Annotated in this window: 20 protein-coding genes and 1 pseudogene; 9 read left to right on the top strand and 12 right to left on the bottom strand. The window is 69.5% G+C overall.

All coding sequences use genetic code 11. The annotated features are described in order from the left end of the window. Positions 1-34 precede the first annotated feature (34 nt). The 4 genes from EPL03_RS08300 to EPL03_RS08285 all read right to left on the bottom strand — a co-directional run bounded on the left by EPL03_RS08300 (position 35) and on the right by EPL03_RS08285 (position 4,566). Complete coding sequence (locus EPL03_RS08300; RefSeq protein ID WP_135828876.1) at positions 35-658, bottom strand: GNAT family N-acetyltransferase; 624 nt, start codon at positions 656-658, stop codon at positions 35-37. Positions 659-937: 279 nt separating this feature from the next. Next, on the bottom strand, positions 938-1,732 hold the full coding sequence (locus EPL03_RS08295) for an aldo/keto reductase (protein WP_210424976.1): 795 nt from the start codon (positions 1,730-1,732) through the stop codon (positions 938-940). Positions 1,733-2,670: 938 nt separating this feature from the next. Next, positions 2,671-3,846 (bottom strand): M24 family metallopeptidase, encoded by a 1,176-nt coding sequence (locus EPL03_RS08290; protein WP_135828875.1) that lies wholly within the window; start codon positions 3,844-3,846, stop codon positions 2,671-2,673. A 363-nt stretch (positions 3,847-4,209) separates the two neighbouring features. After that, positions 4,210-4,566 (bottom strand): ester cyclase, encoded by a 357-nt coding sequence (locus EPL03_RS08285; protein WP_135828874.1) that lies wholly within the window; start codon positions 4,564-4,566, stop codon positions 4,210-4,212. Positions 4,567-4,660: 94 nt separating this feature from the next. Here EPL03_RS08285 and EPL03_RS08280 point away from each other — a divergent pair, with 94 nt between their 5' ends. From EPL03_RS08280 to EPL03_RS08260, 5 genes are all read left to right on the top strand, one after another. After that, positions 4,661-5,761, top strand: coding sequence for a pyridoxal phosphate-dependent aminotransferase (locus tag EPL03_RS08280; RefSeq protein ID WP_135828873.1), 1,101 nt, complete (start codon positions 4,661-4,663; stop codon positions 5,759-5,761). Between the two features lie 75 nt (positions 5,762-5,836). Beyond that, complete coding sequence (locus EPL03_RS08275; protein ID WP_135828872.1) at positions 5,837-7,045, top strand: inorganic phosphate transporter; 1,209 nt, start codon at positions 5,837-5,839, stop codon at positions 7,043-7,045. Between the two features lie 102 nt (positions 7,046-7,147). Then, positions 7,148-7,675 carry a hypothetical protein gene (locus tag EPL03_RS08270; protein WP_210424987.1) on the top strand — a complete coding sequence of 176 codons (528 nt, stop codon included), beginning with the start codon at positions 7,148-7,150 and terminating at the stop codon, positions 7,673-7,675. Between the two features lie 52 nt (positions 7,676-7,727). Further along, positions 7,728-8,207 carry a DUF7109 family protein gene (locus EPL03_RS08265; RefSeq protein WP_135828871.1) on the top strand — a complete coding sequence of 160 codons (480 nt, stop codon included), beginning with the start codon at positions 7,728-7,730 and terminating at the stop codon, positions 8,205-8,207. Positions 8,208-8,272: 65 nt separating this feature from the next. Then, the gene (locus EPL03_RS08260) at positions 8,273-8,875 is read left to right on the top strand and encodes an NUDIX hydrolase (RefSeq protein WP_135828870.1); all 603 of its coding nucleotides are present in this window, start codon (positions 8,273-8,275) and stop codon (positions 8,873-8,875) included. A 604-nt stretch (positions 8,876-9,479) separates the two neighbouring features. On the opposite strand, the gene EPL03_RS08255 is transcribed toward EPL03_RS08260, so the two are convergent. Next, a complete protein-coding gene (locus EPL03_RS08255) occupies positions 9,480-10,508 on the bottom strand; it encodes a 3-oxoacyl-ACP synthase (protein WP_135828869.1) in 1,029 nt (342 codons plus the stop codon). 29 nt (positions 10,509-10,537) lie between these two features. On the opposite strand from EPL03_RS08255, the gene EPL03_RS08250 reads away from it, so the two are divergent. Then, positions 10,538-10,849 (top strand): hypothetical protein, encoded by a 312-nt coding sequence (locus EPL03_RS08250; RefSeq protein ID WP_210424939.1) that lies wholly within the window; start codon positions 10,538-10,540, stop codon positions 10,847-10,849. Positions 10,850-11,058: 209 nt separating this feature from the next. On the opposite strand, the gene EPL03_RS08245 is transcribed toward EPL03_RS08250, so the two are convergent. The 5 genes from EPL03_RS08245 to EPL03_RS08225 form a co-directional block, all read right to left on the bottom strand. Next, positions 11,059-12,225, bottom strand: a complete 1,167-nt coding sequence (locus tag EPL03_RS08245; RefSeq protein WP_210424975.1) for a branched-chain amino acid ABC transporter permease — start codon at positions 12,223-12,225, stop codon at positions 11,059-11,061. A gap of 163 nt (positions 12,226-12,388) precedes the next feature. Beyond that, a complete protein-coding gene (locus EPL03_RS08240) occupies positions 12,389-13,390 on the bottom strand; it encodes a branched-chain amino acid ABC transporter permease (protein WP_135828867.1) in 1,002 nt (333 codons plus the stop codon). Next, positions 13,387-14,085, bottom strand: a complete 699-nt coding sequence (locus EPL03_RS08235; RefSeq protein ID WP_135828866.1) for an ABC transporter ATP-binding protein — start codon at positions 14,083-14,085, stop codon at positions 13,387-13,389. Before EPL03_RS08235 ends, EPL03_RS08240 begins: the two co-directional genes overlap by 4 nt. Before the next feature lie 313 nt (positions 14,086-14,398). After that, a complete protein-coding gene (locus EPL03_RS08230; RefSeq protein WP_135828865.1) occupies positions 14,399-15,235 on the bottom strand; it encodes an ABC transporter ATP-binding protein in 837 nt (278 codons plus the stop codon). 3 nt (positions 15,236-15,238) lie between these two features. After that, positions 15,239-16,681, bottom strand: a complete 1,443-nt coding sequence (locus EPL03_RS08225) for an ABC transporter substrate-binding protein (protein WP_135828864.1) — start codon at positions 16,679-16,681, stop codon at positions 15,239-15,241. A 190-nt stretch (positions 16,682-16,871) separates the two neighbouring features. Here EPL03_RS08225 and EPL03_RS08220 point away from each other — a divergent pair, with 190 nt between their 5' ends. Together EPL03_RS08220 and EPL03_RS08215 are read left to right on the top strand one after the other, a co-directional pair. Further along, entirely contained in the window at positions 16,872-17,711 is an 840-nt protein-coding gene (locus tag EPL03_RS08220) for an SDR family oxidoreductase (RefSeq protein WP_135828863.1), read from the top strand. Positions 17,712-17,752: 41 nt separating this feature from the next. Beyond that, positions 17,753-17,995: pseudogene (locus tag EPL03_RS08215) on the top strand (cation:dicarboxylate symporter family transporter); the annotation flags it as partial. 115 nt (positions 17,996-18,110) lie between these two features. On the opposite strand, the gene EPL03_RS08210 reads toward EPL03_RS08215, so the two are convergent. Then, a complete protein-coding gene (locus EPL03_RS08210) occupies positions 18,111-18,659 on the bottom strand; it encodes an SHOCT domain-containing protein (protein WP_135828862.1) in 549 nt (182 codons plus the stop codon). A gap of 63 nt (positions 18,660-18,722) precedes the next feature. Then, positions 18,723-19,424, bottom strand: a complete 702-nt coding sequence (locus tag EPL03_RS08205) for a helix-turn-helix domain-containing protein (protein WP_135829532.1) — start codon at positions 19,422-19,424, stop codon at positions 18,723-18,725. A gap of 143 nt (positions 19,425-19,567) precedes the next feature. On the opposite strand from EPL03_RS08205, the gene EPL03_RS08200 reads away from it, so the two are divergent. After that, positions 19,568-20,401 carry an aldo/keto reductase gene (locus tag EPL03_RS08200; protein ID WP_135828861.1) on the top strand — a complete coding sequence of 278 codons (834 nt, stop codon included), beginning with the start codon at positions 19,568-19,570 and terminating at the stop codon, positions 20,399-20,401. The last annotated feature ends 69 nt before the right edge of the window (positions 20,402-20,470 follow it).

Below are 20,470 nucleotides of genomic sequence, written 5' to 3'. Positions count from 1 at the left end.
GGCGGTAGCCGGTCCGGTGGCAAAAGGAGTTCGCTTACCGGAGCGGGCGGGCCATCGTCAGCGCCGCCCCGAGGTCGCCCGCGCCGTCGGGTCGGAAGCCGGCCTTCCGGTAGAGGTGGACCGCCGGCCGGTTCGTCCGCTGGACCGACAGCCAGACGCGCTCGACGCCCGCCGCCCGCCCGCGCCCGAGCAGCGTCCGGAGGACCGCCGACCCGATGCCCGCCCGGCGGTAGCCCGGGCGGACGAACAGCGCGAGTTCGTGCCCGTCGTCGCCGTCGAGCAGGACGCCGTGGCCGACCGCGCGCTCGCCGTGCCACGCCACCACGGTCGCGCCGCCGGTGATTCGGTCGAGCCACCGACCGCGTCGGCCCGGGTTCGCCGGCGGAATCCCCTGCGCTCGGTCGGCGGTGCCGAAGGCGTCGTACATCGCGGCCAGCGCCTCGCGCTCGTCGGTCGGGTCGGCGGACTCGCGCCCTGCCGGCGAGCCGTCCGGCTTTGCGAGCGAGGAGTCCGACCCTGCCGACGATTCGGCTCCGGCCCGGAGTCGAATCGTCCGGTCCTCGTCGTCGGTGACGGTCCGGGGCGGTGCGGGGAACGACTCGGCGGCGGCAGGGTCCGAGGACCGACTCCCGTCCGGTCCCTCGGCGTCCGTACTCATCGTCCCCCCGCGCGACCGCGCGTTCGCGGCTCGGTCCGAGCGCCGAGTCCGAGCGGGTCCTCGGACGACTGGTGCCGGTGGTGGGCGGGTGCGGACGAGCGGGGCCCGGATACCCGGGCCGAACCGGCGGCTCGGTCGGCGGCGGTGTCCGAGATCGCGTCGTACGCGGCGGCGAGCAGGGTGGGTCGTCCCATTGCGACTGGACGGTCGCGCTACCCGAAGTTAAACATAATGGTCTATCATGATAAAATCCCTTAAACGGCCTTAGTGACGCGCCGGCTACTGGTTCCACGGCGCTTCGTCGGGGTCGACCAGCCGGCGGCGCTCCTCGATGGCGTCGATGCGCTCGACGTCCGCCTCGTCGAGGTCGACCCCGAGGCTCAGCCAGTTTTCCCGGAGGTGACTCTGGCTGGTGGCCTTGGGGATGGCGGTGACGCCCTTCTCGCGGAGCCACGCGAGGCTGACCTGCGCGGGCGTCGCGTCGTGGTCGTCGGCGACCGCCTGCAACTCCTCGACGTCGTCGACGTCGCCTCGGGCGATGGGCGAGTACGCGACCAGTTCCACGTCCACGTCGTCCTGCGCGCAGAACTGCCGGAGTTCGGTCTGCGGGCACAGGGGATGCATCTCGACCTGATTCGCGAATATCGGTTCCGGGGAGACCTCGACGGCCTCCTCGAGCAACTCGACGGTGAAGTTGCTCACGCCGATCTCCTCGGTCACTCCCTCCTCGCGGAGCTCCGCGAACGCGTCGAGCGTGTCGGTGGCCTCGTACTCGCCGGTCGGCCAGTGGACGTACAGCAGGTCCACGGCGTCGAGTCCCAGCCTGTCGAGGCTCTCCTCGGCGGCCGTCAGGACGTGGTCGTAGTCGAGGTTGTCCGGGCTCACCTTGGTCGCGACGAACAGGTCCTCGCGGTCGACGTCGGCCTCGGCGACGGCGTCGCCGACCGCCTCCTCGTTGTGGTACCCCTCGGCGGTGTCGAGGTGGCGGTAGCCCATCCCGAGTCCCGCCCGGACGCTGCCGAAGCACTCGTCGTCCGCCTCCATCCCGTAGGTGCCGAGGCCGAGCATCGGCATCCCGCGCGTCGTCGGCGCTTCGACCGCGTCGAGTTCGTCTGGACTCGCGTCGCCCGATTCGTCAGTGTCGCCGGCCTCCTGGTGTGTCTCGGACGGTTCGTCCGCGTGCTCGCGCTCTCGCTGGCGGGCCTGCTCGCCCGCCACGCTACCCATCGAACTCGGCTGGTCGGTCGCCGGCTCGGCGTCCGCGCGCTCGGCGTCCCCGCTTTCGAAGTCCGCCCCTTCGGCGCTGGCGCTCCCGGCGTCGCCGGGCATCGCGCGGCTCTTTATCCGGTTCGCGACCGCGCTCAGTCGGCCCGCCGACTCCTCGTCTGCCCCACCGAGGTCGCGTATCGCTCCCTCGCGCTCGGTCGCCTCGCCGTCGCTCCCTCCGCGCCGCCTGCCGAGCAGGAATCCCGCGACGAACGCGGCCGCGAACGGGAGACTCTGCCCCACCAGCCCCCGCGACTCGCGCTGTTCTCTCGGCTCGTCCCCGCGTTCGCCGCTGCCAGTCTGCTGTCCGAGCATGGCGATTTACTTCGCGGGACGCGTACTTTGGGGTTGTGGCGGTCGGCAGTGGTGGCGGACCTACTCGTCGCGGTCGAGTTCGCTCGCGTCGAATCTCGGATTCAGTTTCGAATTCGGTAGCTACTGCTCGCATCTCCGGGAAGTAGACCCGTAGACGGCGAATCGGGGAACTCTCGAAGCAGCTAGCTACTGCCTCGACCGATGAGAACCGCAACCACACCCGCACCGCAACCACACCCGCACCGCGACCGCACAGCGGGAGCCTCACCCCTCCCCAGCCTCGGGGCGCACGAGAGCGCCCCTCCCTCGCGCGGCGTGGCGCGGCGCACGAGCGCCGCGCCAGCGCGCGCCGGTCGGAATACTCAAATCAGCGAGAAACGTTCCGGAAAATCGTCGTCGTCCGCCGACCCAATCCGCGTCGCTCGACGGATTTACGCCGGTCGCAGGCGAATCGGGTAGTCGGTCAGGTTCTCGTAGCCGTCCTCGGTCACGACCACGAGGTCCTCGATGCGGACGCCGCCCACGTCCGGGTCGTACAGCCCCGGTTCGACGGTGACGACGTGGCCCGGTTCCAGTTCGCCGCCGTTCGGGCTGAGACTCGGGAGTTCGTGGACGTCGAGGCCGATGCCGTGGCCCGTGCTGTGGATGAACCCCGTCTCGGTGTCGGGGTCGCTCCGGAAGGTGGCGTACCCCTCGCGCTCGTAGACGTCACACACCGCGCCGTGGACTTCCTCGCCCGTGACGCCGGGCCCGAGCGCGTCGAGCGCGGCCTCGAACGCCTCCTCGGTGACCTCGTAGCGCCGCCGGACCTCTTCGCTGGGTTCGCCTTTGACGAACGTCCGCGTCATGTCGCCGTGGTACTTGGTCGCCTTGCTCCGGGGGAAGATGTCGATGACGATGGTCTCGCCCGCCCGGAGCGGCCCGCTCCCGCGGTCGTGGGGGTCGGCAGCGTCCACGCCACAGGCCACGATGGTCTCGTCGAGCGCACACCCCTGTCGGAGGAGCGTGACCTCTATCTCCTCGGTGACGCGCTCGCTGGTCAGCACCTCGCCCTCGTGGTGGAGGACGCCGTCCTCGACCGTGGCGGCCGCGAGCAGGTCCTCGGCCGCCGCCATCGCCACCTCGTTGGCCCGCTGGGCCTCGTGGACGTGGTCGATTTCCTCGTCGGTCTTGACCGCGCGAATCTCCTCGACTACCTCGCCGTCGAGTACCTCGACCGCGACGCCCTGCTCGCGGAGCGCGTCGGCCAGTCCCAGCGGGAATCGCCCGCCGGTGGCGACCGACTCGACGCCGTGGTCCGCGAGGAACGCCGCGCAGGCCCGGGCGTGGGCTCCGTCCCGACCGTACTCCGCGACGAGTTCGTGGTAGTCGTACTCGGCGAGCCGGGCCACCTCGCCGGCGCGACTCTCGGAGGTCGCCCGGCCGTATTCGAGCCCCGAGACGAGCAGGCTGGTGCCCTCGGGCGTGTACAGCGTGACGAACGGGTCGGGGGCGTCGAAGCCCGAGAGGTATCGCTGGTCGGAGTCGTCGGAGTCGGCGTACCCGAGATAGCCGTCGAGTCGGGCGTCTGCGAGCGCGTCGGCGAGCGGCGAGAGGTCCGGTTCCATGCGCGTCGAGAGTCGCGCGAGCGCCAAAACGGTGCGGGTTCCGGAACCGCCAGCGCGCAGACGCGGCCGACCACCGACCGGGTGCGCTCGGCGAACCGACTACCGCCCTCGGCGTCTGCGGGAGCGAAGCGACCGCAGGCTCGGCAGAGCAACGCTCTGGCGGCGGACTGAAAGGGCGAGGCACGCTCGCGGGCCGCAGGCCCGTGGTCGTCTCCACGGGCGACTATCCGGCGGTCGGGCAGTGCGGAGAGACCGCCGGATATCCCGTGGAGCGACCGCGAGCGCGTCGAGGGCTTTCGAGGCTGTGGTTGCGTCGCAGTTGTTGCTGAGCGCGCCGAGGGCTTTCGAAGCTGTAGAAACGTCTCACACCTCGTCGCGGTCGGTGTAGGTCCACCGCTCGGCAATCCGGCCCTCGTCGTCGAACCGGTGGAAGTCGGCGAAGCCGAACGAGACCTCGCTCCCGTCCTGCACGCCGGAGAACTCGCCCCGGACCGCCACGGTGTCGCCAGCCGCGACCACGTCGTGAAGCTCGTGGCTCCCGTCTTCGAGCGGCCGGTCTTCGAGGTAGAACTCGCGGAACTCGGCCATCCCCGAGAGGCTCGACTGGCCGGGCCGGTCGTAGGTCACGTCGTCGGCGAACAGGTCGAACAGCGACTCGTACTCCTCGGCGTCGACGTAGTCGTAGTAGTCTCGGACCTTCTGGGGGTCTGCGGTCGCCATGCGTCGGCCAACGCGCTCGGGGCTGTAGTTTGTTTCGGGGTGACAGTCGCCACGGTGCGAAAGAAAGACTTGCGCGGGGTGTGTCCCTTTCGGCATGGACTACGACACGCCGCTGTTCTTCCAGGTGATGCAGTACGCCGCGAACGCCGACCGCGACGTGGTCGACATGGTGAGCGGCAACCCCGACTGGGGGTCGCCCGACGCCATCGCGGAGGGCCTCCACGAGTACGCCGACCTCGGGGGTGCGGACTTCCAGTACCCGCCCAGCGAGGGCCTCCGGGAACTCCGCGAGGAGATAGCTCAGCGCCGGAGCGTCGACACCTCGCAGGTCGTCGTGACCAACGGTGCGGGCGAGGCCAACTACCTCGCGATGGCACGCGCGCTCGAACGCGACCGCGGCTCGGAGTTCGTGCTGACCGACCCGGTGTACCCGTACTATCCCGGCAAGACGACGATGCTCGGTGCGAGCGCGCGCTACGTCGACACCGACGACGAGGGCCACCTCGACCCCGACGACGTGCGGGCGGCCGCCAGCGAGGAGACCGCCGCCATCCTCGTCAACACGCCCAACAATCCGACCGGGGCGGTGTACGACGAGGCGACGATGCGCGAGTTGCTCGCGGTGGCCGAGGAGTACGACGCCCTCCTGCTCAGCGACGAGGTGTACGACCACTTCGACTTCTCGGGTCGGTTCACCTCCGCGCTGTCGTTCGATTCGGAGAACCGAGTCGTGACCAACTCCTACTCGAAGACGTTCGCCATCACGGGCTTTCGCGTGGGATACGCCGTCTTCCCCGAGTCGCTGGTCGACGCGGCCAAGACCCGCCACATGCTCACCAACGTCGCCACGACCCGGCCCGGCCAGTACGCGGTGCTCCACGCGCTCGAAAACACCGACCCCGCCTACTACGAGGCCAACCGCGAACTGCTGCGCGAGCGCATCGGGACGTTCACCGCCGCGCTCGACGACGCCGGCGCGGACTACTCGACCCCCGACGGCAGTTTCTACGTGATGGCTCGCTTCCCCGAGTTCCCGGGGACGCTCGACAACGTCGAGCGGCTCGTCGACGAGGCGGGCGTGGCTGGCATGCCCGGCGAGGCGTTCGGCGACTCGCGAACCGACTGGCTCCGGTTCGCGCTCGTCTCCCCGCGCGTCGAGCAAGCGGCCGAGCGACTCGCCGACTACTTCGGATAGACGCCGGCGTCGCCGTCGGGCTCGCCGAATCCGACAGGCCGATAAACCGCCGAGTACGTACACTCGGACCGAACCGTGACCGAGGCGCTGCTGCTCGGGGGCGTGCTCGTGGCGTGCTTCGTGGCGTACAACGTCGGCGGGTCGACCACCGGCCCGGCGTTCGGCCCCGCGGTCGGCGCGGGCGTCGTCTCCAAGCCCGTCGCCGCCGGGCTGATGTCGGTGTGCTTTTTTGCCGGCGCGTGGACGCTCGGCCGGCGCGTGGTCGACACGCTCGGGCGCGACCTCGTCACCGACCCGTCGCTGTTCACCCTGCCCGTGAGCGTCGTGGTCCTGTTCTTCGTGGGGGCCGCGCTGCTGGTCGGCAACGTCTCGGGCGCGCCCGCGTCGACGTCGATGACGGCCGTCGGAGCCATCGCGGGCCTGGGCGTCGCGGCCGACGCGCTCGAGTGGGCGGTCGTCGGCGAGATACTCGCGTGGTGGCTGGTCTCGCCGGTCGTCGGCTTCTGGACGTCGGTGATGATCGGGCGGTACGTCTACCCGCGCATCGACCGGGTCGTCGCCATCGAACACACGGACGGCCCGTTGCTCGCGGTCGAGCGGTCCGGTCCGATGCCCCGACCGGCACCGGGGCCGAACACCACCCGCCGGGAGCTCGTCGGGACCGCGGTCGTGGTCGCCATCGGCTGTCTGATGGCGTTCAGCTCCGGGACCAGCAACATCGCCAACGCCGTGGCCCCGCTGGTCGGCAGCGGCGAGCTCGGCATGGACCGGGCCATCCTCGTCGGGTCGGTCGCGGTGGCGGTGGGCTCGTTCACCATCGCCCGGCGGACCATGGAGACGCTGGGCAACGATATCACCGACCTGCCCCTGACCGCCGCCATCGTGGTGGCGGTGGTGAGTTCGACCATCGTGGTCGTGCTCTCGGCGGCGGGCATCCCCGCGAGCTTCGTCGTCATCGCCACGATGTGCATCGTCGGACTCGGCTGGGGCCGGGCCACGCGGACCGTCACCGTCGCGGACGCGGTCCGGGGCAACGACGCCGCGCACGTCTCGGTGGGCGCGCTCACGGCCGGCGACGACAGCCCGACGGTCGGCGACCCGGGCCCGGGCACCGCGAGCGCGACGCCCCGCTCCATCGGCGACGAGGCCGCCGAGGACCTCCCGGAGGCCTCGGCGCTGTTCGACCCGTCGACGACGGTCCGGGTCGTGGTGATGCAGAACGTGGTCCCGGTGGTGGCCACCGTGGCCTCGTACCTGACGTTCCAGTTCGTCGTGTTCGCGTAGCGCGAATCGTGCTCGCGTGGCGGGGACCTCGTGGGTCGGCGATGGACCGGACCGGGACGCGCGTAGCACCTTTGTACCAGCCGTCCCAACTGGCGACCGACGATGGTTCGGTTCAGGGGTCGACAGACGCAGTTCTACATCGACGTGGTCTACGGCGTGGCGTTCACGGTCGGGTTCGGCTACCTGCTGCTGTTCGGGATGGACCCGCGCGTCGCCGCGTTCGAGGGCGGCCTGGTGTTGGGCTACTTCCTCCGCGTCTGGGAGAACATGACCGTCTACGAGCGAGTGCTCGAATCGGAGATCGCCGAGGAGGCCGAGGCGCGGGTCGCCGAGGAGGTCGCCGAGCGGGTGCCCGCCGAAGCCGAGGCGCAGGTCGCCGGCGAGGTCGAGACGCAGGTTCCCGGCGAGGTCGAGGACCGGGTCGAAGAACAGGTCCCGGGCGAGGTCGCCGACCAGGTTCAAGAGGAAGTCGAAAATCACGTTCAGGAAGAGGTCGAAGACCACGTCCAGGAGGAAGTCGAGGACCGCGTCCGACGGGAGGTCGAGACCGAACTCGTCGACCGGGTCGCCCAACTGGACGAGGAACTCGCGGCGGAGCTGCGCGACCGCCTCGAACGGGAGGCCCCGTGAGCGCCCGCGTCCCCAACAACTAAGCCCCGGCCGCAACCGTCTCCCGTAACGAATGGCCGAGACGACCGACGAACTCGCCGGCGTTGTGGACCTGTTCGGCGGACTCACCCGGGACGAACTCGAACGAGCACTGGTCGAACTCGCGTTCAAGCAGGGCGAGGACGTCGACCGCGAGGCGGTCGCGGCCGCGATCGACCGCGCGGTCGATGACTACTACCTCGCGGAGGCGACGGCGGGGGCGAGCGAGGACGACCCGGAGACGGTCCTCGTCGCCGGTCCCGCCGCGTTCCCGACGGTGCCGGACAACGGCGAGGACCTCCCGCACATCCTCGACGTCCCCGACCGCGACGTCGACCGCGAGCGGCTCGGGGAGGCGGTCGCCGAGCGCCTGCGCGAGGAGGCCCGCACGGTCGCGGCCGCCGGCGACGCCGACCGGGCCGAGACGCTGCTGGACGTGAGCTACGACCTCGACGCGTGGGCTCCCGTCGAGGCCGACGACGTGCGCGAGACGCTCGACCGGGCGTTCGAGTGACGCGTCCGCCGGAGCCGTCGGCGCGAGGGCGAGGAGATTAAGGTCCCGGAATCCAAGGTTTCGGTATGGAACTCGGGCGCGTGGCCGAGCACGTCCCGCGGGAGATAACCGGCGAGGACCACGACGCGGCGGTGCTGGCGGCCGTGGTCGAGCGCGGCGGCGAGTACTCGCTCCTGTTCACCAAGCGGGCCGACCACCTCGGGGAGCACCCCGGCCAGATGAGCTTCCCGGGCGGCAGTCGGGAGCCCAGCGACGCCGACCTGCAGGCGACCGCGCTCCGCGAGGCCAACGAGGAGATCGGTCTCCGACCCGACGAGCCCGATGTCGTGGGGCGGCTCGACGACATCCGGACCACGACCCGGTACGCGGTCACGCCGTACGTCGCTCGCGTGCCCGACCGCGAGTACGTGCCCGACGAGCGCGAGGTGGCCGAAATCGCAGTTCTCCCGCTGTCGGGCCTGCTCGACCCGGACAACTACGAGAGCGAGCGCCGCGAGCACCCCGAATACGGCGAGGCCGTGGTCCACTTCTTCCACGTCGACGGCTACACGGTGTGGGGCGCGACCGCCCGGATTCTGGTCCAGTTGCTCGAACTGGCGACCGACTGGCGCGCGCCCGACCGAGTCGACCGCGTGGTCGACCCCGACGCGGACGTCCGGCAGGGCTGAACTGGGTTCTCCGTCGCGACTCGCGCGCGCTTTTCGTCGTCTCTGTGATTCGCGCGGAGATATTTTATCGGTCGGCGCGTGCTGGCGCGGCCCGGAGTGGCCGCGCCAAACGCGCGAGGGACGAGCGAACGAATGTGAGCGAGGAGGCTGGGGAGGTGTGAGGCCCGCCGTCGCGGTTGCGGTGCCGTGGCGGTCGCGGTTGCTCATTGGTCGAGGCAGAAGCTAGCTCGTGCTGAACCACAACAACTGTGGCCTGACCGACAAGCGAGCTACTCCCTCGACCGATGGGAGACCGCATCCGCGCCGCACGGCATCGCGACCGCACCTCGAACCGCCGTAGCTTCCTACGTCACTACGTTCAGTCGTCCCTCGCGCGAGACCACGCGACAGGGGGCACCGGCGGACAATCCGGTTCGCCGAGCAGTGGTTCGCTTCGCTCAGCACGACCGCGCCAGCGCGCGCCAAATCCCGAACGGAAACGAGGCGGAGCGACGAGGAAAACGAAGCGGAGCGACGATTGATGGCGGAGCGAAGCGACGGAGCACAATCCGTGATAGGGACGAAGCGATTCGGAAGGTGTGGAAGAAGCGACGACGCGATTCGACTACCCGTGCCACTCCAGCACGGTCGCGGCCCACGTGTAGCCCGTCCCCGCCGCGAGGAAACAGACCACGTCGCCCGGCTCGACCAGTCCGCGCGCCAACCCCTCGTCGAGCGCCAGAATCTGGTCGACGCTCTGGACGTGGCCGTACTCGTCGAGGTAGTAGTGGTCGACGTCGAGCTTCTCGGTCAGCAGGTCGTGGAACGACCGCTTCATGTGGGTCAGCGCCACGAAATCGAGGTCCGCGCGGTCGTAGCCCGACCGGTCGAGCGCGTCGTCGGCCACGTCGAGGAAGTTGGGCAGGCTCACGTCGGCGAGCCGCTCTTTCATCCCGTCGGGGTCGGGCACGTCGAGCGAGTGGAGTCCCTGCGCGACCGTCTCGCGAGTCGGCGGGTTGCGCGACCCGCCGGCCGGCATCACCACGTCCTCCGAGAAGCTGCCGTCCGTGACGGCGGCGCTCTCCCGTACCGTGGCGCGAGCGCGGGCGTCCTCGGGGTCACGTTCGAGGACCATCGCGCACGCCCCGCTGCCGAAGTTGAACATGAACGACGAGTCCTCGTTGGCGTAGTCGACGAGGTCCTCCTCGCGGCTGGCCGAGACCAACAGCGCGGTCTCCGGGGCGTCCGCGAGCAACTGGGACTTGGCCTGCCGGATTGCCAGGGGCGCGCCAGCGCACAGTGCGTAGCTCTCGACGGCGAAGGCGTCCTCGGCCCCGAGTCGCTCGGCGACGTTGGCGGCCGCGCTCCAGACGTAGAAGTCCTTGTACTCGCTGCCGTGGTACAACACGAGGTCCACGTCCGCCGGGTCGAGGTCGGCGTCGGCCAGCGCTTCCTCGGCGGCGTTCACGCACATGTCGGTCGCGTGGTCGGCGTCGGGCGGGCAGACCCGCTTCTCGCGGACGCCCATCTTCTCGATTACGACTTCTTCGGGAATCCCGCTCTCGGCGGCGATCTCCTCGCCGGTGATGACCGAGTCGGGAACGTAGGTGCCGTAGCCGGTGAGCCCGACCCGTGGGTCGTCGGCATCGGTCATGCAGTACTCCTCCTTGGCGCGGGAGGTCCGTGACTGCTTCGTCTCGGCGCGACTGTTCGGGGAGCGCGACCGGCAGTGACTGTTCGAGGAGCGCGACCGACAGAACGGTGACTGGGACTTCCTCGAAAGCCCGCGCGCGCTCGCTTTACGTCGTCACTGATTTCGCCGTCGTGATTGCTGTGGCCGTGAACGTCCGGAAAATCCCCGTCCGGTCGCGTTACATCTCGGTCGACCTCGATGTGACAGCTACAGGGGTGAACAACGCCACGAAAGCCCCCGCGCGCTCGCGGTCGCTCAGCGGCATATTCGGCGCAAACCGCGCGCCGAATAGGGGCCGCTGAGACGACCACGGGCCGGCGGCCCGCGAGCGCGCGGCCCCTTTCGTCCACCCGGACGGTGGATGATGGCACCGAGCGCGTTCCGATGGACTGCGCCACCGGCCGTTTTCTGGTGGACAGTACCACCGGGTGCATGCTCGTGGATGGTGTCACCGGGCGCGGTCCCGTGGATGGCGTCACCGAGCGCGGCCCGGCGGGTCGTCGAATCGTCGTCACTCGTCGTCACCTCGCAGTCGCTTCGCGAGTTGCTCGCCGACGGGACCGCCGAGTCGGTCCCGAACCGTCCCGAGCAGGCCGCTCGGCACGAACAGCACGAACAGCACGAATATCGCGCCGACGTACAGCTCGGCGTGGCCGTTGAGGAACGTGTCGATGGCCTCGTTGACGGTCAGGCCGTTGAACAGCTCGGTCGACATCGTGGCCTCGCCGAGGTTGTCCCGGAGGTACGGGAGCAGGCCGCCGCCCTCGCCGGCCTTCGACAGGAATTCGGTCACCGACTCGTCGAACAGCCAGCCGAACAGCGGCCCGGCCAGCGTGCCGAACCCGCCGATGATGGCGGCCAGCAGGGCGTCGCCGGTCACGAGGAAGTAGAAGGTGTTCTCCGGGGAGACCGACCGCTGGAACCCGGCGAGCAGCCCGCCCGCGATGGCGGCGAAGAACGCGCTGACCGCGAACGCGCCCAGCTTGTACCAGAAGGTGTTGTAGCCGATGGCCTCGGCGCGCTCCTCGTTCTCGCGGATGGCGACGAGCACCCGCCCGAACGGCGAGTGGATGATGCGCTGCATGGCGAAGTAACACAGCAACACCACGAGGCCGATCATGTAGTAAGACACCTCGGCCTGAGTGAACGACAGCACGCCGAGGAACCCGTCGACCGCGTCGCCCGCGAGCTGGCCGATTGCGAGGTTGAGCGAGTCCACGCCCGGGACGCCGATGCTGAACGGGTCGGTTCGCTCTAACACCGCCGGGCCGTCGCGGGGGTTGTTCGCCAGGTAGCCCCACTCGCGGACGAACACGTACAGCACCTGCGCGAAGCCCAGCGTTATCATCGCGAAGTAGACGCCGCTCAGTCGGAACGACACCGCGCCGATGAGCAGCGCCAGCACGACCGCCAGCACGCCGCCGACGACCAGCAGGTAGACGAACGGCGTGTTCGGCCCCAGCAGGGGCACCTTCCCGTTGGCCGCGAGGACGACGAAGTACGCGCCCGTGCCGTAGAACGCGGTGTGGCCAAAGGAGAGATAGCCCGTGTAGCCGCTGATGAAGTCGAACGACATCGCGAACAGGCCGAAGTAGAAGACCACGACCATGGTCTCGACCCGCGGCAGTACCGTCACCATCTCCGCGCCCAGCGGCGAGTTCACCAGCACCGCGTAGATGCCGGGGTAGGCCGCGAAGAAGGCGACCACCAGCAGGTGGGCGAACTGCTCGCGGGCGTACGCCACGGGCCACCACGCGTCGGTGGCTCGCTCGGCGTCGGCGGCCTCCGAGTCGGCGTCGGTTTCGGCGGCCGGGTCGGCCCCCGAATCGGGTGTTTCGGTGCTAATGGCCGCCCACCTCCTCGACGCCGTACAGCCCCTGCGGTCGCAAGACGAGCATCACCACGAGCAGGAGGAAGATGGTCATCTCGGGGAGGCCCGCGAACTCGATGTGGTTGACGAACCACCACGTCATCACGGCGTCGGTCATCCCGACGATGACCGCCGCGACGACCGTGCCCCGGAAGGTGCCGAGGCCGCCGATGATGACGACCACGAACGCCGGGAGCAGCGCGTCGGCCGCCAGCGGGACGCTCGCGCCCCACGTCGAGTCCCACATCAACAGCGCGCCGGCCGCGCCAGCGACGCCCGCGCCCAGCGCGAAGACGACCGTGAACACTCGGCGCACGTCGATGCCCAGCGCCTCGGTCATCTCGGCGTCCTCGCTGCCCGCCCGGACTATCATGCCGTACCGGGTCCGGGTGAGGAACGCCCACAGGGCCGCGACCGTGAGCGCGCCGAAGGCTATCTCGAACAGGTCCAGCCCCGGCACCGAGAGCAACCCGAGGTCGACCTGCGTTTCGAGGGCCTGGGGCTTGGTTCCGAGCGCGACCTGCCAGTCGCTGGTCGGTTGCATCCCGTAGAACAGCACCACGATGCGGACCAGTTCGTCGAGTATGAGCGTCAGCCCGAACGTCAGGAGTATCTGGTAGACGGGCGGGCGGTCGTACAGCTTCCGGATGAGGCCGACCTCGACGACGCCGCCCAGGCCGGCGAGGACGGCGAACGCCGCCGCCATCGCGAGGAAGAAAAACAGGAGTCGCGTCCCCGCGCCGGTGGCGTTGCCGACCATCGTCACCATGACGAGCCCGCCCAGATACGCGCCGATCATCGTCATCGAGCCGTGGGCGAAGTTGAGCACGCCCATCAGTCCGAAGATGAGCGTGAGCCCGCTGGCTATCATCACGTACAGCCCGGCCTTCGCGAGCCCGTCGACGAGGACGGACGCGAGGTTGCCCGGCTGGAGGAACTGTCCGAGCGCGTCGAGCAACAGTACCGTCGTCATGCGGAGAGATACCTCCTGAGTCGTTCGTCGTCGGCGGACGTCTCGTCGGCGTCGCCCGACTCGACCACCTGCCCGTTGTCGAGCACGTAGAACCGGTCCGCCAGGTCGAGCGCGAGCGGGAGGTTCTGTTCGACCACCAGCAGGGTGGTGTCCTCGGCCGCCTCGGCGAGCGCCTCGCCGACCCGCGCGACGATCTGGGGCGCGAGTCCCTCGCTGGGTTCGTCGACCAGCAGCAGGTCGTTGTCGCCGACCAGCCCGCGCGCCAGCGCGAGCATCTGCTGTTGGCCGCCCGACAGCGTGCCGGCGTCCCGGCCCGCGAACTCCCGCAGGTCGGGGAACGTCTCGAAGGCCGTCTCGACCGCCGCGTCGGCGTTCCCGTCCCCGGGCACCGCGACACGGACGTTCTCCTCGACCGAAAGCTGGGTGAAGATGCGTCGCTCCTCGGGAATCCAGCCGACGCCCCGGTCGGCGACCTCGTGGGTCGCCAGCCCGGTCAGGTCCTCGCCCCGGAACCGGACGCTGCCCTCGCGGGGCGGGGTCAACTGGAGGACGGTCCGGAGCGTGGTGGTCTTGCCGACGCCGTTCCGGCCGACCAGCGCGACCACCTCGCCCTCCGCGACGTCGAGCGAGACGCCTTCGAGGATGTGGCTCTCGCCGTAGTAGGTGTGGGCGTTCTCGACTTCTAAGAGTGTCATTCCCTGACCTCCGTTGGATCAGTTACTGTGGCGGTGTCGTCAGAAACTGGGCGTCCACAGTGCCTGGGGGAGTGAACCGCCAGAAAGCCCCCGCGCCGTGGCGGTCGCTCTGCGGGGTATCTCGCGCCCGCAGAACTGCGGGCGCGAGATACTGGCCGCGCAGGGGCGACCACGGGCTTGCGGCCCGCCACGGCGCGGCCCCTTTCGGTCCCGCCCACGGTGGAGTGGTGGGCCGGGCGCGCTCCGGTCGTCGGTGTCGCCGAGCGCGTTCCGGTGGTCCGCGTCGCGGAGCGCGACGGGGGAGTAGTCGGCGTCACGCCGTCCCCTCCTCCGAATCCGACGCCTCGGGTGGCGAGGCGTCGGATTCGGGGCCGGCTTCCGACTGGGCGTCCAGACTACCGGGCTCGTAGCCGCCCAGATACGCCTCCTGGACTGCGGGGTCGCCCTGCACCTCGTCCGGGCTTCCCTCGGCGATGACCGCACCCTGGTTCAACACCACCACGCGGTCGGAGACGTTCATCACGATGTCCATGTTGTGTTCGACCAGCAGGACCGCGTGGTCGGTCGCCACGTCCTCGATGAGGTCGATGATGCGGTCGACGCTCTCGGAGGACACCCCGGCGTTGGGCTCGTCCAGCAGCAGGACCTCGGCGTCGCCCGCGAGCGCGATGCCGACCTCCAGCTGGCGCTTCGCGCCGTGGCTCAGGCTCTCGGCCGGCGTGTCGGCCTCGTGGGCGAGGTCCACCCGGTCGAGAATCCGGTGGGCCTCCTCGACGTGAGCCTCGAAGGCGTCGGCGTTGCGCCACAGCTTTCGGCCGTCGTCGCTGGCGGCTTGGGCGGCGATGCGGACGTTCTCCAGCACCGTGCTGGTCGGAAACACGTTCGTAATCTGGTACGAACGGTGGAGCCCGAGCGCCGCCGTCTCGTACGGCGTCGAGTCGGTGATGTCGCGCCACCCGTCGCCGTCGCGGACCTCGATGGTGCCGCGGGTCGGCGTGAGTACGCCCGTCAGCAGGTTGAAGAACGTGGTCTTGCCGGCACCGTTCGGGCCGATGAGCGAACACAGTTCGCCCTCTTCGAGCGCGAGGTCCACGTCGTCGACGGCCGTGAGACCGCCGAACTCCTTCGTCAGTCCCGACGTTCGCAACATGGCCTACAGCGAGCAGTCCACGCCGTCTGCGGGCACCGTGGTATTGTCCTTGGAGATGGTCGCCAGCGGTTCGCTGGGCATCACGGGCGCGTCCCAGTTGTCGGCCCACTCGTCGCTGGTCGGGATGACGTCCGCGACGGTCATCGCCGACCGGGCCTGATTGTCGTACTCCTGGAACGTGTAGCCGTCCTCGCCCTTCGGCGTGTCGGTCACGGTCATGCCACGGAGCGCGCCCGCAACGTCCGCGCCCTCGGTCGACCCGCTCTCCTCGACCGCCTGCACGATGGCCGACGCGGCCGTGAAACAGCCGGAGGTGAACAGGTCGGGCACGACGCCGTACGTGCTGGTGTAGCTGTCGACGAACTGGTTGTTGATCTCGTTGTCGTACTGGTTCCAGTGGTACCGGGTCGTGAACGGCCCCATGTTGGTCTCGGCGATGTCCTCGGCGGTCATGTCCTCGCCCAGCGCGTTCACGAGGGTCTGGCCCATCGCGGCGTTGGTGATCTGGGTGGCGAACCCGCCGAACACCCGGTAGTCGTAGTCGCCGTTGAGGAACGACGTGAACAGGTTGGGCAGCGTCGAGACGGTGAACCCGCCGACGATGCCCTCAGCGCCCTCCTCCTGGGCGTTGTCGAGCAGGCCCTCCCACTCGGCGTACCCCTGCGGGACGAACCGCTCGCCCACGATTTCGACGCCTTCGGATTCGAGGACCTCCCGGTAGTTGTTGACCACGGCGCGGCCGAACGAGTAGTCCGCGCCGAACAGGTAGACGCTCGAGACGTCGGTCTCGCGGGCGACGTACCGACCGCCCGACCGGGCGTCCATCGCGGTGTTCTCGCTCGCGCGGAATATCATCTCGCCGCAGGTCTCGGAGCTACCGGTCGTCGTGGCGGAGGCCGCCGGCCCGACCATGTACGGGACGTTGGCCTGCTTTGCGACCGTTTGGATGACGCGGTCGGCCGCGCCCGAGGAGGCACAGCCGTACAGCATGTCCACGTCCTCGTTCTGGACGAGGTTTGTCGCCAACTGCTGGGCCGTGTCCGCCGCGAACTGGGTGTCCCGGACGACGAGTTCGTAGTCCACGTCGCCGACCGTGACCGTGTGGCTCCCCGTGCTCGAACTGTCGAGCGGGTCGTCGCCGGCCTTGTACGCGAGCCCGGAGTAGAACCCCCACAGGCCCTGCTGGCCGTAGTACTGGAGGTCGCCGGACGTGGGCTGGAGGATTCCTATCTTCATCGCTCCCGACGCGCTCGACTCGGTCGTCCCCGCCGTGGTCTCCGTCATGCCTTCGTCCGTGTCGCCGCTCGCCGTGGTCTCGTCGCTCCCCGCGGTCGTTGTCGTGTCGTCCTGTCCACCGTCACCGCCGATACAGCCGGCGAACCCCGCCGCCCCGGTCGCACCGAGCGCAGCGAGCCATCGCCGACGTGAGACGTTCTCGTCCGTCATAACGGATTAGAGTGAACCGTCCTATCCGGCAAATACTGCGGGGTTAACATGTGAACGGCGACGCCGTGGGGCCGGCGGTCGTCCGCGGGCGGACCGCCCGGACCAGCGCGACCGGCCACCGCCGCGGGCGAGTCGACCGTTCACGTATTAACCCCTCGTTTTTCCGTCCTCCCGGACGCCGAATCACACCATGTCCGACGACATCGCTCCGCCCGAGTTCTCGACCGAGGACGCGCTGGTCCTCGACGACGACCGATTCGCCCCCGGGAACGTCGCGCTCGTGACGGGCGCGGCCTCGGGCATCGGGCGCGCGACCGCGCTCGTGCTGGCCGAGAACGGCCTGACCGTGGTCGGAACCGACGTGGACGCCGAGGGACTCGACGGGACGGCTGCGCGGGCCGAGGACCACGGCGTGGCTGGCACCGTCGAGACGGTCGTCGGCGACCTGCGCGAGGACGTGCCCGAAATCGTCGACGCGGCCGCCGACCACGGTCGGCTCGCGTACCTCGCCAACATAGCTGGGATGCAACACATCGACCCCATCGAGGAGTTCCCGATGGACGCCTACGACCGGATGCAGGACGTGATGGTCCGCGCGCCCGTGGAACTGACGAAACACTGCCTCCCGCACATGCGCGAGGCCGGCTTCGGCTGCGTCGGCAACATGGCGTCGGTCCACGGCCACTACGTCACAAGCGACAAGGTCGCGTACAACGTGGCGAAGTTCGGCCTCCGGGGGCTCACCCAGTCCATCGCGGCCGAGCGCGACGGGGTGCGAGCGTTCTCGATCAGCACGGGCTACGTGAAGACGCCGCTGGTGACCGACCAGATTCCCGACACCGCCGACCAGCGGGGCATCTCGGCCGACGAGGTAATCGAGGACGTGATGCTCGGCCAGTCGCGCGCGACCGAGATGATGACGCCCGCCGAGGTCGGCAACCTGTTCGCGTTCGGCTTCTCGGAGCACGCGAGCCACCTCAACGGCGGCGACCTGCGCTTCGACGGCGGGATGAGCCTGACCTACGAGTAGTCGTCGGGCGAGCGGAGCGGCCCGGTTCGCCCGGAAGCCCTGCCGGCGTCCCCGGCACGGGACTCATCGTGCTGACGCTCGTCCTCACGCGGCTCGGCCTCCCGCTGGAGGTCGTCGGCTTCGTCGCGGGCGTCGACCTTATCCTCGACCGGCTGCGGACCACGACCAACATCAGCGGCGACCTCGCGGTGACGACGCTGGTCGCGAAGTGGAACGACGCGGTCGACTCCGCCGGGGGGACGTGGGTCGGCGACGCCCCCGGGGCCGCGCGCGCCGACGACTGACCCCCCGCGGCATCGTTTTCGCGCTCCGAAGCGGTCGCCGGCTCTCGAATTCGTTCGCGCGAACGCGTCACGGAACCGAATTCTCGGGGGAGCGTCCGGTCTGGTCGGAACGCGCTCACCGATTCGTCTCGCGACGGCTCCCCTCGCGCGACGAACCAGCGAGCGACTCCTCGCTCGACGCCGAGGCGCGCGCGCGGTCCTCGACGTCCTCCAGCGTCTCGGTCTCGAGCAGTCGCTCGACCTTGCGCTCGAACTGCTCGTCGGTGAGTTCGCCCCGCGCGTAGCGAGCGCGGAGCGTCTCCAGGGCGTCCCTGTTGTTGGTTCCTGGCCCCGCTTCCGCCGCTTGCGGTCGCTCTGTCCCGTCGCCAGAGTGGGCGTCACCCCACCACGCGCCAGGGTGGCCCCGCCATCCCTCCTCGGCCCGCGAGTCCTCGCGATGCTCCGCCGTCTCGCCCCCGTCCTGCCACTCCTCGTCGCCGTCCTCCCACTCGTCGCTGTCGCCGGACAGCCTCGACGCGGTCGGGACCAGCACCACGTACCCGAACAGCATGAACCAGAGCCACCAGTCGAAGCCCGCGATGAGGGCCAGAATCCACGTCCCGGTGACGAACGAGGAGACGATTTCCGTGGCGTTCTCCCGTCCGCGTTCGAGCGCGTCGGTCATGTGGCCCCCTGCGTCACGGACCGAAAAATACCTTGGCCGTTCGTCCGGGTCTCGGCGACCCACTCACTCCAGTTCGTCGAGCGCTTCGACGACGCGCTCTATCATCTTCTGCTGGCCGCGCCGGAGGTTCTTCGAGACGGCGGGCTTGGACACGTCGAACTCGTCGGCGAGGTGGCCCAGCGTCGCGTCCCGGGGACTCTCGAAGTAGCCGTCCGAGACGGCGGTTTCGAGGGTCTCGCGCTCGACGTCCGAGAGGTCCCGACAGCCCTCGATGAGCGTCATCGCGGCCCCGGCGTTCTGGACGAACCCCTGCATCTCGGGCAGGTCGGTGTTCGTGCGCTCGAGCACGTCGTACTCGTTGTCGCGCTCTAATTCCGCCAGCGTGGTGTCGGCGTCCTCGCGGTCGTCGAACCCGACGTGCCAGACCTCGCTGCCGCCCTCGATGTAGAACGGCCCGGTGACGTAGCCGTCGTTGTCCCGGATGGTCGCCATGGCCTCGGTCTCGGCGATGACCGTCCGGATGCGCGCGACGTTGTCCCGGCGGGTCAGCAGGTCGAACTCGTGCATGTTGCCGTGGGCGCGCAGGGTCGAGAGGCCGTCCGAGAGCGCGCCACGGTCGTCGCCCTCGACCACCATCCGGGTCTCCAGCTGGTCGTTCACGCGGTCGAAGTCCCACTGGACGGCCGAGAACGCGACCCCGTGGTCGTCGGTCGTGTCGACGAACGGGCAGTCGTACTGCTCCATGTCCAGCGTGGTGTCTATCATGGGCCTGCCCTTGCTATCGAACCACATACGGTAGCTGAGTTAAAAGTGTTTTCTTCGCTTCCGGCGAAGTTTGCGACGGGTTCCCACGCGGATTCTCCGGGGTCGAAACGGCTTTCTTCGCGGTGTCCCAACGTGGACACGCTATGGCTACCAGCGACACTTCCCCGGACGTGAGTCGACTCGACGAGATGCCCCGACTCGGGTTCGGGACGTGGCAGAACACCGACCCGGAGACGTGTGCCGACAGCGTCCGACAGGCGCTGGAGGTTGGGTACCGACACGTCGACACCGCGCAGGCGTACGAAAACGAGGAGTACGTCGGCGAGGGCATCGCACAGGCCGACGTCGACCGCGAGGACGTGTTCCTCGCCACGAAGGTCTGGATCAGCAACCTCGCCCACGACGACGTGCTCGACACCGCCCGGGAGAGCGTCGACAGGCTCGGCGTCGACGCCCTCGACCTGCTGTACGTCCACTGGCCGGCGGGCGAGTACGAACCCGAGGGCACGCTGTCGGCGCTCGACCAGCTGTACGACGAGGGGCTGATTCGGAACGTCGGCGTCTCGAACTTCGAACCCCGGCACCTCGACGAGGCCCGCGAGGTCCTCGACGCGCCCGTGTTCGCCAACCAGGTCGAGGTCCATCCGCTGCTCCCCCAGGACGAACTGGTCGAGTACGGCCGGAAACACGACGTCAACGTCGTGGCCTACTCGCCGCTGGCTCGCGGCAAGGTGTTCGACGTGCCCGAGATTCGCGAGGTCGCGGACAAACACGACGTCTCGCCCGCTCAGGTCAGCCTCGCGTGGCTGCTCCAGCGCGACGGCGTGGCGGCCATCCCGAAGGCCTCCAGCGAGGACCACGTCCGGGACAACTGGGCGGCGGCGGACCTCGACCTCGACGACGAGGACGTCGCCAAGATAGACGCCATCGACGAGCGCGACCGGCAGGTCGACCCCGACTTCGGCCCGTGGAACTAACTCCCGTCGACCGTCCCCGCCCGTAGCTCCGGGCGTCACCCCCGCGAGCCGAGCCGGGAACCCCGAAAC

The organism is Halorussus halobius, from assembly GCF_004765805.1.
In the GTDB taxonomy this organism is placed as follows: Archaea; Halobacteriota; Halobacteria; order Halobacteriales; family Haladaptataceae; genus Halorussus; species Halorussus halobius.
Note: the sequence above shows the minus strand (reverse complement) of the source record. Positions and strands in the feature narration are given on the sequence as shown.

Coding starts and splice junctions, on each gene's coding strand:
- EPL03_RS08240 (WP_135828867.1), bottom strand. CDS start 13,390: ATGACGACGGTACTGTTGCTCGACGCGCTCGGACAGTTCCTCCAGCCG.
- EPL03_RS08295 (WP_210424976.1), bottom strand. CDS start 1,732: ATGCCGATGCTCGGCCTCGGCACCTACGGGATGGAGGCGGACGACGAG.
- EPL03_RS08255 (WP_135828869.1), bottom strand. CDS start 10,508: ATGACCGATGCCGACGACCCACGGGTCGGGCTCACCGGCTACGGCACC.
- EPL03_RS08210 (WP_135828862.1), bottom strand. CDS start 18,659: ATGACCGACGCGCTCGAACGCGGACGGGAGAACGCCACGGAAATCGTC.
- EPL03_RS08290 (WP_135828875.1), bottom strand. CDS start 3,846: ATGGAACCGGACCTCTCGCCGCTCGCCGACGCGCTCGCAGACGCCCGA.
- EPL03_RS08300 (WP_135828876.1), bottom strand. CDS start 658: ATGAGTACGGACGCCGAGGGACCGGACGGGAGTCGGTCCTCGGACCCT.
- EPL03_RS08265 (WP_135828871.1), top strand. CDS start 7,728: ATGGCCGAGACGACCGACGAACTCGCCGGCGTTGTGGACCTGTTCGGC.
- EPL03_RS08270 (WP_210424987.1), top strand. CDS start 7,148: ATGGTTCGGTTCAGGGGTCGACAGACGCAGTTCTACATCGACGTGGTC.
- EPL03_RS08225 (WP_135828864.1), bottom strand. CDS start 16,681: ATGACGGACGAGAACGTCTCACGTCGGCGATGGCTCGCTGCGCTCGGT.
- EPL03_RS08235 (WP_135828866.1), bottom strand. CDS start 14,085: ATGACACTCTTAGAAGTCGAGAACGCCCACACCTACTACGGCGAGAGC.
- EPL03_RS08260 (WP_135828870.1), top strand. CDS start 8,273: ATGGAACTCGGGCGCGTGGCCGAGCACGTCCCGCGGGAGATAACCGGC.
- EPL03_RS08280 (WP_135828873.1), top strand. CDS start 4,661: ATGGACTACGACACGCCGCTGTTCTTCCAGGTGATGCAGTACGCCGCG.
- EPL03_RS08200 (WP_135828861.1), top strand. CDS start 19,568: ATGGCTACCAGCGACACTTCCCCGGACGTGAGTCGACTCGACGAGATG.
- EPL03_RS08205 (WP_135829532.1), bottom strand. CDS start 19,424: ATGATAGACACCACGCTGGACATGGAGCAGTACGACTGCCCGTTCGTC.
- EPL03_RS08230 (WP_135828865.1), bottom strand. CDS start 15,235: ATGTTGCGAACGTCGGGACTGACGAAGGAGTTCGGCGGTCTCACGGCC.
- EPL03_RS08285 (WP_135828874.1), bottom strand. CDS start 4,566: ATGGCGACCGCAGACCCCCAGAAGGTCCGAGACTACTACGACTACGTC.
- EPL03_RS08220 (WP_135828863.1), top strand. CDS start 16,872: ATGTCCGACGACATCGCTCCGCCCGAGTTCTCGACCGAGGACGCGCTG.